Consider the following 12,201-nt stretch of genomic DNA (forward strand, 5'->3'; position numbering starts at 1 on the left):
CACGAGCGCGAGGGGCAGTGACCCGAGCAGGGCGGGCAGTGACCCGAGCAGGGCGGGCTGAGACCCGAGCGTGAGGGGATGTGCTGTGCGACGATGATTCCATCGGTGTCAGTCGGCCGGCGAGGACCGGCGAGGACCGGCGAGGACCGGCGAGGGGCCGGCGAGAGACCGGTGAAGCCGGAGTCAGGAAGACCGTCCCGCGGTCGGGGCGGCGGAAGAGGGAAACGCCATGAGGATCGAACTCACCAGCATCTTCGTCGACGATCAGAATGAGGCACGGACCTTCTACACGGAGGTCCTGGGGTTCGAGGTCCGCCACGACGCCCCCATGGGAGACGGAGTCTTCTGGCTGACCGTCGTCTCACCCGAACGTCCCGACGGTCCGGAGCTCCTCCTGGAGCCCAGCGGGCATCCTGCGGTGGGGCCGTACCGGGAGGCGCTCGTCGCGGACGGGATCCCCCTTGCACAGCTGGCGGTCGACGACGTGCACGCGGAGGTCGAACGGCTGCGCGGCCGCGGAGTCACCATCACACAGGAGCCGACGGACATCGGGACGGCGGTCTTCGCGGTCTTCGACGACACGTGCGGCAACCTCGTCCAGCTGCTCGAGACGAAGCCGGACACGAGCGCCGATGGAGGGTGATTCCTGATGCTGTGGCTGCTGCCCCGACTGGTGGGGCTCTTTCTCGCAGTCGCAGTGTGTGCGGCCGTCGTCATCGCGGGCGTGGTGATGATCCGACGCAATCGCGAGCTCATCCGTACCGGCATCCCGGTGCGCTCCACCGTGGTCAGTGTCCGTACACAGTCGGTCGACTCCGCGTACGCCTACCACCCGACGGTTCGGTACACGCTGCACGGCATGCTGTGGGAGTCCACACCCGCGCTCGGCCAGCATTCGATGAAGACGAAGGGCTTCTGGAGGACTCACCGGTCAGGTGAGCAGTTCATCGGGATGCCGCTTGATGTGTACGTCGACCCGATGAACCCGGCCGTCTCGACGGTGCCGGGGCACAGCAGGCTGGGGATCTTCCTCGTCGTCATCGGATCCGTCTTCGGCGGACTCATCCTGCTGTTCAGCCTCATCGGTCTGCTGATCGCCTTCGTGCGCTGACGACGTGACGACGCCCTGAGGCGTCCCACTCGTCCCAGCGGACCCGCCTCGCACGGTAGAGGAGAGGGCGCTGCCTCCGGACGCCGACGTTCACGGGGAACACCTCGAGGAGAGGGCCTCAGTGATCGTGGCCGGTCGACTTGAGGGCGTCGAGAGCCTCCTGCGTGGTCACATCCACCGTGAAGTGGCCCATCATGCCGTCATCCTCGTGGAGCATGAGGTGGCAGTGGAACATGTACGGCAAGTGCGAATCATCGTCGTCGTGCGACGGGAACGCGACCGCGATCCGTATGTCGCGCTGCGGCGGGGTGTAGACGGTGTCCTTCCACCCGGCAAGCTCTGGTGGAGGCGCCTGCCCGCCGATGTCGAGGATCCGGAACTGCGCGTTGTGGATGTGGAAGTTGTGCGGTGACGAGTCGAGGTTGCTCACCTGCCAGATCTCCGGCCGGTGCGACTCCGACTCCAGGTCGATGCGACCCATGTCCATCGACTTGCCGTTGATCTGCCGGCCCCGCAGGTTGAACTGCCGCTGCTGGCCGCCTTCCACCACGTCAGGCATGTCGACGAGGGTCGCCGGCAGGGACAGGGCGTCGATCGACGCGGGTCCGCCGCCGGAGTCCTCACCGTCACCGCTCGCATCACCGCCACCGGCACCACTGCGCTCCAGGCGGAGGATCGTGAACTCGTCCTCACCGCCGACGGCCTCATAGTCCGCGACGTTGCCGAGCTCCGGCTGCGCGGAGACGAGCGTGACCCCGTCGTCAGGGACCTCGACGAGCACTTCCGCGCGTTCGGCAGGTGACAGGCTCAGAGATTCGACCTCCACCGGAGCCTCAAGCAGGCCGCCGTCCGTGCCGATGAGCGTGAGGGGAGCCCCCGAGTCCAGACGCAGGCCGTAGGAGCGCGCCTGCGACCCGTTCAGCAGCCGCAGCCGCAGCACACGCCGGTCCGTCGTATGGACGGCACCCACCGCACCGTTCGCCATGACGGTCTTGCCCAGCAGACCCACTTCGGAGTTGAAGTTGTGGCCGAGCATCTCGCCGTCTTCCGTGATCCGCATGTCCTGGATGACGACCGGGATGTCGTCCACCCCGTACTCGTGGGGCAGGGCGGCGAGGACCTCAGCGGAAGGGGAGGGGGCCTCGGCGGGGGAGGGGACGGCGTCCCCGGACACGGTGCCGGGGGTGTGGCCGTCCGCATCGTCCAGGATGACCATGCCGGCAAGGCCGCGGCGCACCTGCTGGGCAGTGATCTCGTGCGGGTGCGGGTGGTACCAGAGGGTCGCGGGCGGCTGGTCGGGCGTGAACGTGACCGTTCGCGTCTCGCCGGGCATGACCGGTTCGTGCGGACCGCCGTCCGCGTGCGCGGGGACGAGCATGCCGTGCCAATGGACGGTCGTCTCCTCGTCCGTGTCGTTCGTGATGACCGCCTCGATGGTCCGTCCGCGCTGCATGCGGATGGTGGGGCCCAGGTAATCGCCGTTGTAGCCCCACGTGTCCGTCGTGACACCGGGCAGGAACTCCATGGTTCCCCGCGCGGCGGTGAGTTCGAAGCGGCCGTCCGCGTCCGGTTCCAGGAGGGGCGGGATGGGGAGGGGGCTGCCGGAAGCGTCGACGGGCACCTCGGTCTCCGTGGAGCAGGAGGCGAGCACCGGCGCGAGCACACCGATGCTGAGCAGCGCACCGCTCGCCCGCAGCAGGCCACGGCGATCGAGTGTGCGTCCGCGGTCCGGCGAGGGCGAACGAAGATGAGCGGACATGACCACCATTGTCCCGCTCCAGCCGGTGTCTCGCAGAACGTTGCCCACCGTGAGACTGACCGGACCAGTGGGCAGACCGCTCAGCAGCACTCCGCCGGACGCATTGTGACCCATAGCACGCGCGCGTAGGCTGGAAGGAGACGTCGACGGCGACGAGGGACGTGCCGATGACGATGCGCCGAGGAGGAGCCATGACTGTCCACACAGCAGCACTCGAAGCTGCACCGACGATCGAGGGGGAGGATTTCTCCCGCGTCGCGTTCACCCAGGAGGCTGTGGATCTGCTGGTTCGGCTCATCGACCGCAATGGCCCCGTCATGTTCCACCAGTCGGGCGGATGCTGCGACGGCTCGTCGCCCATGTGCTACCCGGAGGGCGACTTCCTCACCGGTGACGCAGACGTCCGACTGGGGGCTTTCGAGGTGCCACTGGAGGACGGAACGACCAGCAGCGTCGACTTCTGGATGTCCGTCGAGCAGTTCGAGTACTGGAAGCACACCCACCTGACGATCGATGCGATCGACGGGCGCGGTTCAGGCTTCAGCCTCGAGGGTCCGGAGGGGAAGCGGTTCCTCACCCGCTCGCGACTGTTCGAGTGAGGCGCGTGCTGACCAGGAGACGCGTGCTGACCGACGCTCGCCACGGCCCCCGCCGCATCACTGTCAGCTCAGCGCAGACAGCTCCTGCCAGTCGTCCCACGAGTACACCCAGTCGGAGATGTCGCTGTGCTCGGTCGTGAGGTCGACGGATGATCCGGTGATCTCGACGGGGTCGCCGTGGAGCGCCATGTCGAAATACTCCTTGGCCCGGTCCGTCGACAGGTTGATGCAGCCGTGGGACACGTTCGCGCTGCCCTGCACTCCCACCGACCACGGTGCGGCGTGGACGAATTCGCCGTTGTTGTGGATGCGGACGGCCCAGTTGACGTCCGTCTCGTAGTTCCACTGCTCCGAGGTCATCGTGTAGAACTCGTGCTTCGCCATGACGACGTGGGTGCCGTTGTACGACGGGGCTTTCGCGGATCCCAGTGAGGTCGGCCAGTCGGCGATCTCCTCGCCGTCGCGTTCGATCGTCATGCGGTGGGTCGAGGCGTCTGCGACGACCCGCTGGTCGCGGCCCACCTCGAACGACAGTTCCACGTCCTCCTTGCCGTACCAGCGCGGCGAGTACTCGACGCCCTCGAGCGGCATGTTCACCTCGACGTTCACGTGCGCGGGCCAGAACTCCTTGGGCCGGTAGTGGACGCGGCTGATGCCGTCCGTGTCGTAGAGCCAGCCCCAGGAGCCTTCGACGTCGACGGGTTCGCCGTCCTCGTCGGTCACGTCGACGCTCAGGCGCGCTTCGATCGCTGCGCGCGCGTCTTCCGGGATCGTCGAGTTGAACATGACGACGATCGGCGCGCCGATGCCCACTGTCTGGTCGTCCGCGATCGCGGTCTTCGCGGTGAGCTCTTCCTGTGCGGTGGTCGCCGGGGTCGAGACGGTACCGGTCGCGGTGTGCTCGGCGCCGTCGGGGGACACCGTCGTCGCCTCCCATTCGTAGGTCGCGCCCGTCACCAGGTCGACCGACGATTCCCACTCCGTGCCAGTCGACTCCGCGGATCCGCCGCCGTCGGCCTCCCCGGAGTCGTCCGCTCCCGAGGTCGCAGAGCCATCCGCTCCCGAGGTGCCGGTCGCGTTATCGGCCGAGGAGCCGGTCTCGGCATCTCCCGAGGCCCCCGCGTCGTCACCCGAGGTCTCTTCGTTCCCGCCTTCGGTGTCCACAAGACCGTGGGTCGGTTTCGTGGTGCCGCCGGCGACGGCCTCGTCCGTGGTCCCTGAGCTGTCTGCGTTCGCGTCGTCAGGGTTCGTCGAGTCGCCGTCTGCGGAGTTCGCATCGCCGGGAGCGTCGGTCGAGTCGCTGTCAGTGCCTGCTCCCGTCGGGAAGGTGCCGGTGTCGACGGGGACGCTGTCGTGGTCGGCGTCGATGAGGCGGACCTCGACGAACTCCCCGCCGTCGACCGCGAGCGCCAGCTTCTCGCCCGCGTCGACCGTGATGCTGTCGCTCGCGCCAGTGCCGTTTGCAGGGCTGGTGCTTTCGGCAGCGTCGGCGCTGTCTGCGGAGTCGGCGCCGGCGGAGGGGGCGGCGTCAGCGGCGGCTGTGTCCTGGTCCGGTGCGGTGTCCTGGTGCTGTGCGGCGTCCGAGTCAGTGTCTGCCACGGCGTCGTTGACGACGGAGACGACGGGCGCGGGAGCGGTCGAAGCGGTGCCGTCGGGAGCGGACGGGTCGGTCGGATTCGTCGATCCGGGGGTGCAGCCGGACAGGATGAGGGCGGCAAGGCCCGTGGTAGCAAGAGCGGACATGGCACGACGGCGCACGAAGACCTCCGGGAAGAATGGGACTCTTCGGATGGTACGACGCTTCTTCCCCGCCATCCTGCGGGTCGTGGCTGCTGAGGAGGGTCTCAGAGGGCGAGTCAGGTTTCGAACGTGCAACCCCCGTCACACCCGCCTGCCTGACCAGCGGCGATGGAGTGCCGTTTGCGGCATCGCATGTTGCCGAATTGTAACCCGCCGGTACGTGATCAGAATGAACGGAAAGAGGCCGACCGGTGGGCTCGACTGCAGTGATGGAGGGTGCCGGGAGTGGGCAGGTGCCGGCGCACGCGTGCGATTTCGCCTCCGGGGAAGAGTCCGGTAGAGTCATCGGCGGAGGATTCGCCTAGCGGCCTATGGCGCACGCCTGGAACGCGTGTTGGGTTCACGCCCTCAGGGGTTCAAATCCCCTATCCTCCGCAGTTAGGGTCCGGCTCTCACCTGGGATTACTCGGGTGGGGGCCGGATCTTTTTGTGCGTGTTGTGCTCGTTCATGTGCTCCGCCCTACTTTTCGCCCTGCATGAGCATGGAGAGTCGTTCTACCGCATCGGCCTGCATGGAGGGGAGGACGTGGGAGTAGGTGTCCATCGTGATCCCGATCGTCGAGTGCCCCAGCCGCTCCTGGACCACTCGAGGGTGCACCCCGAGCTGAAGGAGCATCGTCGCGTGGGTGTGACGCAGCTCGTGCAGCGTGATCGTCGGAACGTCGATGTCCTCTTGCGCTCGCTTCACTCGAGTTCTCCACCGCCGTGAGACCTCGTTAGGAGACCGACTGCCGCCCATGTTGTTCCCGAACACCAGCCCGTCGGGACGTGCGTAGTCGAGACTGATCTGCGACCGCAGCGACCTCCACTCAGCTAGCAGCGTCGCAAGTGCGTTGTCGATGTCGATGACCCGGGACTTGCCGGACTTCGGGCTCTTGAACTCGTCGCGAGCCTCTGTGTCGAGTGCCCGCCTCACCGAGATCCTGTTGTCGGCTACGTCCTTCCACTGCAGGGCGAGCACTTCAGACCGCCGCATTCCGGTCCCCGCGACCGTCGCCCACATGGTGTAGAAGTCGTCCTCATAGGAGTGTCGGGACCAGTCGAGGAAAGCGCGGAGTTCGTCTGCGGTCCACACCCTGATCTCGTCCTGAGCTGCGCGCACCTGGCGCTGTGTCGGTGGCCTCACGCTGGGAGACTTCGCGGGATTAGACCGAAGCCACCCGTCGATCACCGCGGACCCGAGAAGCGATGACATCGTGACGTGAACCTTGTTGATGGTGTTGGCTGACAGCCCTTCACCTTTCCGCTTCGGGTCGAGGCGCCCGGACTTCTCGAGGGTGGCGTACAGGCGAGATATGTCGCTGGGCGTGATCGTGTCGAGTCGTCGAGATCCCAGCCGGGGGATGACGTGGCGGAGCAACCTGCGGTATCCGGCGATTGTGGATGATGCGAGCCTGAGTCCGTCGATCCACTGGTCCGCGTATACGGCGAGTGTCGGGGACGTGCGGGTGGTGACGGGCTCATGCCCTCGCCGAGCGTCCGAGAGGGCATCCTGTGCGTCCTGGGGGTCGGTGTACCCACCCTTACCGATGCGCGTTAGGTCGCTGTTCGGGTCGCCAGCATTCTCGGGCACCCATAGCTGCCACCGCCATCGTTCTTGTTTGCCGCTCTTGTTCTTGTAGGTGTACTTCGACACGCTGCCCTCGAACGAGCGGACGACTCGCCTATTCAAAGGTGATCCCGTTGTCGGCTGCGCCTATCTCATCACAGACTCGACGGATCGCGTCAAGGATGCGCGTCTCGTCCGTGTCGGTCGATGATGCCGCGGCCACCTCGCTATCGAACTCTTGCACCGCGTCCCCGCTTACTCCGAGCGCGCGGAGCCAATCGGCCAAAGGGTATCGGGAGTCGTCGAGCATGTCCTCGATGAAGTGCATGAGCGCCTCCCGCTCGACAACGACTGTGACATTGGTGTCGGTGCTGCTGTTCGCGTAATAGGCGCTGTTCGCGATCCGCATGTTGGACTTCGCCCGCGTCAACTGGCGGACATATGACCGCACTTCACGGCTGATCTCGTTGTGCTGGTCTTGCGCAAGTCGCGTTACCGCTTCTGTTGCGCCAAGGCGGCGCCCGGGGCGCACGGAATCTAGGTCGATGTCGAGGAGCTCTGCGACTGCGTAGAGCTCTTCGGTTTTGAGCTTGCGCCCTCCGTACTCGACCTTCGCCCATGTCGCACCGGATATCTGAATCCCCTTGTACTCAAGGTGGCGACTCATGTCATCTCGCGTCCACCCGAGCTGCTCTCTGCGCGAGCGGATCGTATCGAGGAGGCGGCGCTCCATATCTCCAGAATCCATGACCGCAACGTATCACAAAGGTAAAGCATGTGCCTCGACACGCCCAAAACCGTCATCCGCACTGGGATGTTCTTGAATGATGTGCGAGAATGGGTAACGTAGTTGGAAGAACACGGGAGCCGCGACTAGCAGCTCAGCAAATCAGTCATGTCCGAAGGAGAAGACCATGACCACGAAGACCAGCCCCACGATGTCTGTGCGCGAGACCGCAGACCTTATGGACCTCGACCCGCGCACCGTAGGCAAGGCGATCGACGAGGGGACGATCCCCGCGATCAAGATTGGGCGCCGCATCCTCGTCCTCCGCGAACCGCTCATGCGGATGCTGTCAGGGGAGGCGGCGTGACGATCACGGAAGCCGTCGATTCGATCATCGAGGCCGTGCCCGACGTGAGCCGGTCGAAGATCAAGCGCGCGTTCTCGTCTGCGCTGAAGCAGGGGAAGTCGATCTCCGCGGCTCGGGAGCTCGTGCTGCTCGCGTCGCGCAGAGGTGCGCTTGACGGGAGGGTCGTGGCAATCGCGGCCTTCCAACCCACCGAGCATGAGGCTCAGCTGCGCAGCGAGTTCGACGTGCCAGACGAGCACGGGCAGCTTCCCGGCGCTCGAGTTACAGCAGAAGACCCCAGCCGCACTGTCGCCAAACATTCTGCGGCTGGGGTCTGACACCGAACACCTTGGAGGGCCGATGAAGGGCCAGACTACATCTTACGAACCCAGGTCGGTAAAGCGCCGACGGCGGACGAACGCAGAGCTCGCCGCACTGGACGACATCATCTACGAAGTGTGCGCCACGGAGGCGCCGATCACGCTCCGCGGCGTGTACTACCGCGCCGTGAGCCGCGACGCGATCGAGAAAACCGAGGCGGGCTACCGCGTGATCATGCGGCAGCTCCTCAAGCTCCGCCGCGCGGGGACAGTTCCTTATCACTGGGTGACCGACGGAACCCGGCTGATGCGGAAGCCGTCGTCGTGGTCGAACGTCGATGTCATGCTTCGCAACGCCGCGTCATCGTACCGTCGTGCACTGTGGGAGGACCAGGACACGGAGATCATCGTCCTCTCTGAGAAGGACGCGATCTCCGGCGTCATCTACCCGGTGACATCCGAGTGGGATGTCGAGCTCGGAATCACCCGCGGCTACAGCTCGGAGACGTTCGTGCACTCGATCGCGGAGACCGTGCAGGACAACACGAACTACGGCAAGCGGACCGTGCTCTACAACCTGGGAGATCACGACCCTGAGGGCATCGACGCATGGCGCGACTTCGAGACGAAGGTCCGCGGATTCGTCCCCGGCGCCAACCTCGAGTGTGAACGCCTCGCCGTGACCGCGCAGCAGATCGAGGACTGGAACCTTCCTCTTCGACCGACGAAGCGGACCAGCTCACGCGCCGCGGGCTTCAAGGGCGGCTCCGTCGAGGTGGACGCGGTTCCCACCCCGCTCCTACGCGAGGCCGTGGAGAAGGCGATCACCAAGCACATCGACCAGGCGGCGCTGAGCATCACCCTCGCAGTCGAGGAGAGCGAGCGCGACATGCTCACCCGCATCGCCGGAGACGGCTCGTGAACAACCTCGAGGTCGATCTCCGCATCTATAGGGACGCAACGGACCTCGCCTACCGGCGGGGATACGAGGACGGGCGCCTAGCGCAAGCACTCACCGATGACGAGTTCATCGAAGCGGTGGCCCGATTCTGCCTCGACGCCCAGCGTCTCGACCGAGACATCGCGCAAGTAGTCCGGGAGACGATCGCCGCCCTCGAGGCGCAGCGGTTCCGGATGAAGCTCCGCGCGGCATGACCAATCCCGATGAAAGGGACCCCATGACAACAGACCACCCCGCAGACGATCTGCGCAGCTGGCTCGCCACATACGTTTCAACGATGCATGAGGAGGATCTCGACATCCTCACGCTGTGGATTCTGCACACGCACTTCATCGGAGAGCTGTTCACGACCGGGCGGCTCCTCCTCGACAGCCCGGTGCCCGAGTCCGGGAAGACGACGGTGCTCGAGCACATGTCCTACCTTGCTCTCGACCCGGTGCAGGCGTCGTCCATCTCGTCGGGCTCACTCATCCCGCGACTGTTGGACTCGCGCCCGCGGACCATCCTCATCGACGAGGCAGACCGCGCGCTCAGTCCCGACAACCCAAACTCGAAAGAGATCATCGCGACGGTGAACACAGGTTACAAGCGCGGCGGCTCCCGTCCGGTACTGATCCCGACCGAAGGCGGCGGCTGGGAGGCGAAGGAGATGTCCACGTTCGGTGCGGTCGCTATGGCCGGGAACAATCCTGAGCTTGCCGCCGACACCCGCTCGAGGACGATCCGCGTGCTCCTCATGCCTGACACGCTCGGGACCGTCGAGGAGTCCGATTGGGAGTTCCTCGAGCCTCACGCCCACGACCTGAAGGAGAAGATCGCGAGCTGGGCCGCAGATAACGCTGAGACTCTGCGCACGCTGCGACCCGAGATGCCCGAGGGTGTGAAGGGGCGGCTCCGTGAGTGCTGGTCGCCGCTCATCCGAGTCGGTGCCCTCTGCGGTGACGGCTGGCAGCGCCGGGCAGAGCACCTCGCGGTGAGGGCTCTCGAGTTCCGCCGCGCCGAAGTGGAGTCCGGACTGCGCGCCGACCCGCCGAAGATCCTCATGCTCCGCGCGATGTATGACAACTGGCCCGAGGGCGAGGAGCGGTGGCAGACCGAGGACATCATCGCGATGCTCGCCGCGGAGAATCCGTCGCTGTGGGAGGAGGATCTCTTCAAGGGCCGGAAGCGCGTCACTGCGCAGGCGATCGCGAAGACCCTTTCGGGGTCGTTCGGTCTGCGCACCCGGCAGGGGACGACCAGGGCAGACAGGAGCCGCGCCTATCACCGTTCCGACTTCGATCCGGTGTTCGTGAGTATGGGCATCGCCCCACCCCCTATCGACACCGTGAACACCGTTCGCAACGTGCACTCCGTGCACCAGGGCGCCGGTAATGCGCACGGCGTGAACGAGGTGAACGGCGTACACGCTGTAGAAGGGGAGGGGGGGCTCAGTGTGCACACCCCCGTGCAGCAGGAGCTGATCGAAGTGAGCTGCGAAGTCTGCGGGGGCTCAATTCCCAGCCGACACGTGGCAGCACACGGTGAGCGCGTACACCCTTCCTGCCGTGAGCGGAGGACAGCATGAGGCGGTTCATCGAGCGGCCCGAGCGCCGCACGCTCAACTCTACGATCGCTCGACGGGCTCGAGTGAACCCGGCGGACCTCGCCGATGGGACCGAGGGGATCATGCTCTCCATCGACGGGCGGATCTCGTGTTGGACCGCGGAGGAGGCTCTGCGCCTCGCGGACCGGATCGTCGATCTCGTCGAGCAGTCCCACGACTAACGACCTGGGTCCGTAAAACCGGACACCGTTTCCCGACCAGCGCCCCGGCTCTCGCTCGAGAGTCGGGGCGCACTGATTGGAGACCACATGTGTAACCACTGCGATGCGACATCATCGCGTAACCACGTCGCCCACCACCCCCACTGCCCGACCCTCACAGCCGCCGTCCTCCGACGCATGGAGGGCCGATGAGCTGCGACATGTGCGGACGGACCATCAAGCCCGGACAGCCGCGTTATGAGGTCCTGGACACGATGACCGTGTGCTCACACTGCCCGTTCAGCCGTGGGGAGGAGCTGCACGACCTCGCAATCCCGACGTGCGACAGACGACACGACGTGTGGAAACATCCTCGCGCGCTCGTCCTCCGCAGGAGCACACCGTGAAACCGCACGGAGTACGCCCCGCAGCCGCCGACGCGTGGGACGACCTACAGGCCGCGCTGCGTGAAACGACCACACCCTGCCAGGGACCGAACGCCGCGTGGTGGACATCGGATGACGGGGACGAGCGACACGCCGCCGCCCTCCACTGCCAGCAGTGCCCCGTCCTCGACATCTGCGACGCATACGCCGCAGCCAACCGCGAGAAGGACGGATTCGTGTGGGGCGGCAGAACACGATGATATGCATCCTCCTCATCCCGCAAATCGTCATATCAGCACTATTCATCCACTGGGGAATCCGACAGATGACCCATTCCCGGAAATAAGAAACACTCAACAATAGGAGAAATGTCGCGATGACCGAACAAGCCTTAAATGTGCGCCTCGTCGGAGAAACCATCCGCCCTGACAACGTGCTCGCAATCGTGAAACACGACGACACGGAATACCGCGTTCGATACAAAGAAGGCGAAGCGCACCAATACTGGTGTGACGGGTGCGGTTCACAATCCAACGCACGATGCCCACACGCACGCGCAGCAGCCGCCATGATCCGGCTCCACCGCATCAACGAGACGCCCTGGGTCGAGCCACCCAAGGCAGCACGGAACAACCGGCTACGCGGCGACCACATCCTCGTGAAGGAGGCGACCCTCGCAGACGGAACCGCCGGAGTGGTGCTCCGCAGCCGCAACGTCGCTATCCCGCTGACTGCCGATCAAGCAATCCGTGTCGCAACAATGCTCGCAGACCAAGCCGCTGAAGCAATGCAGAAGAATGGGGTGAATCCGGAATGTCAGACGACACCTTGAAGAATGTTACCCGGCTCTTCGTAATTGAGGGTGTAGACCCAGGTGCCGGGGATCCGCCCGTGTCG

The 12,201-nt window shown here is 65.5% G+C and carries 15 protein-coding genes, 1 tRNA gene and 1 pseudogene; 12 read left to right on the forward strand and 5 right to left on the reverse strand.

The window, feature by feature from the left end; all coding sequences use genetic code 11:
- Positions 1-229 precede the first annotated feature (229 nt).
- A complete protein-coding gene (locus tag JFC09_RS04365; RefSeq protein ID WP_198392709.1) occupies positions 230-643 on the forward strand; it encodes a VOC family protein in 414 nt (137 codons plus the stop codon).
- A 6-nt stretch (positions 644-649) separates the two neighbouring features.
- Positions 650-1,111: a DUF3592 domain-containing protein gene (locus JFC09_RS04370; RefSeq protein WP_198392710.1), complete on the forward strand. Its 462-nt coding sequence runs from the start codon at positions 650-652 to the stop codon at positions 1,109-1,111.
- A gap of 118 nt (positions 1,112-1,229) precedes the next feature.
- Here the strand turns inward: JFC09_RS04370 and JFC09_RS16650 are convergent, their stop codons facing one another.
- A complete protein-coding gene (locus JFC09_RS16650) occupies positions 1,230-2,870 on the reverse strand; it encodes a multicopper oxidase family protein (RefSeq protein ID WP_198392711.1) in 1,641 nt (546 codons plus the stop codon).
- Between the two features lie 191 nt (positions 2,871-3,061).
- Here JFC09_RS16650 and JFC09_RS04380 point away from each other — a divergent pair, with 191 nt between their 5' ends.
- Positions 3,062-3,469: a DUF779 domain-containing protein gene (locus JFC09_RS04380; protein WP_198392712.1), complete on the forward strand. Its 408-nt coding sequence runs from the start codon at positions 3,062-3,064 to the stop codon at positions 3,467-3,469.
- Between the two features lie 63 nt (positions 3,470-3,532).
- Here the strand turns inward: JFC09_RS04380 and JFC09_RS04385 are convergent, their stop codons facing one another.
- Positions 3,533-5,212 carry an Ig-like domain-containing protein gene (locus JFC09_RS04385; protein ID WP_198392713.1) on the reverse strand — a complete coding sequence of 560 codons (1,680 nt, stop codon included), beginning with the start codon at positions 5,210-5,212 and terminating at the stop codon, positions 3,533-3,535.
- A 347-nt stretch (positions 5,213-5,559) separates the two neighbouring features.
- Between JFC09_RS04385 and JFC09_RS04390 the strand changes: the two genes are divergently transcribed.
- Positions 5,560-5,644: transfer RNA gene (locus JFC09_RS04390), tRNA-Ser, on the forward strand.
- An 85-nt stretch (positions 5,645-5,729) separates the two neighbouring features.
- Here JFC09_RS04390 and JFC09_RS16350 read toward each other — a convergent pair.
- The 3 genes and pseudogenes from JFC09_RS16350 to JFC09_RS04400 all read right to left on the reverse strand — a co-directional run bounded on the left by JFC09_RS16350 (position 5,730) and on the right by JFC09_RS04400 (position 7,566).
- A complete protein-coding gene (locus tag JFC09_RS16350; RefSeq protein WP_332839639.1) occupies positions 5,730-6,395 on the reverse strand; it encodes a tyrosine-type recombinase/integrase in 666 nt (221 codons plus the stop codon).
- A 165-nt stretch (positions 6,396-6,560) separates the two neighbouring features.
- Positions 6,561-6,905: pseudogene (locus JFC09_RS17050) on the reverse strand (tyrosine-type recombinase/integrase); the annotation flags it as partial.
- Positions 6,906-6,933: 28 nt separating this feature from the next.
- On the reverse strand, positions 6,934-7,566 hold the full coding sequence (locus tag JFC09_RS04400) for a helix-turn-helix domain-containing protein (protein WP_198392715.1): 633 nt from the start codon (positions 7,564-7,566) through the stop codon (positions 6,934-6,936).
- 166 nt (positions 7,567-7,732) lie between these two features.
- Between JFC09_RS04400 and JFC09_RS04405 the strand changes: the two genes are divergently transcribed.
- The 8 genes from JFC09_RS04405 to JFC09_RS04440 all read left to right on the forward strand — a co-directional run bounded on the left by JFC09_RS04405 (position 7,733) and on the right by JFC09_RS04440 (position 12,136).
- Positions 7,733-7,912: a helix-turn-helix domain-containing protein gene (locus JFC09_RS04405; protein WP_198392716.1), complete on the forward strand. Its 180-nt coding sequence runs from the start codon at positions 7,733-7,735 to the stop codon at positions 7,910-7,912.
- Positions 7,909-8,229: a hypothetical protein gene (locus JFC09_RS04410; RefSeq protein ID WP_198392717.1), complete on the forward strand. Its 321-nt coding sequence runs from the start codon at positions 7,909-7,911 to the stop codon at positions 8,227-8,229. The genes JFC09_RS04405 and JFC09_RS04410 overlap by 4 nt, the downstream gene beginning before the upstream one ends.
- A 22-nt stretch (positions 8,230-8,251) precedes the next feature.
- A complete protein-coding gene (locus JFC09_RS04415; RefSeq protein WP_198392718.1) occupies positions 8,252-9,133 on the forward strand; it encodes a hypothetical protein in 882 nt (293 codons plus the stop codon).
- Positions 9,130-9,366, forward strand: coding sequence for a hypothetical protein (locus JFC09_RS04420; RefSeq protein ID WP_198392719.1), 237 nt, complete (start codon positions 9,130-9,132; stop codon positions 9,364-9,366). The genes JFC09_RS04415 and JFC09_RS04420 overlap by 4 nt, the downstream gene beginning before the upstream one ends.
- 23 nt (positions 9,367-9,389) lie before the next feature.
- Complete coding sequence (locus tag JFC09_RS04425) at positions 9,390-10,739, forward strand: DUF3631 domain-containing protein (RefSeq protein ID WP_198392720.1); 1,350 nt, start codon at positions 9,390-9,392, stop codon at positions 10,737-10,739.
- Positions 10,736-10,939, forward strand: coding sequence for a hypothetical protein (locus JFC09_RS04430; protein WP_198392721.1), 204 nt, complete (start codon positions 10,736-10,738; stop codon positions 10,937-10,939). Before JFC09_RS04425 ends, JFC09_RS04430 begins: the two co-directional genes overlap by 4 nt.
- A gap of 382 nt (positions 10,940-11,321) precedes the next feature.
- Complete coding sequence (locus JFC09_RS04435) at positions 11,322-11,564, forward strand: WhiB family transcriptional regulator (RefSeq protein ID WP_198392722.1); 243 nt, start codon at positions 11,322-11,324, stop codon at positions 11,562-11,564.
- A gap of 116 nt (positions 11,565-11,680) precedes the next feature.
- The gene (locus JFC09_RS04440; protein WP_198392723.1) at positions 11,681-12,136 is read left to right on the forward strand and encodes a hypothetical protein; all 456 of its coding nucleotides are present in this window, start codon (positions 11,681-11,683) and stop codon (positions 12,134-12,136) included.
- Positions 12,137-12,201: the final 65 nt, after the last annotated feature.

The sequence above is a fragment of the Brevibacterium yomogidense genome, from assembly GCF_016107685.1.
GTDB lineage: Bacteria > Actinomycetota > Actinomycetes > Actinomycetales > Brevibacteriaceae > Brevibacterium > Brevibacterium yomogidense.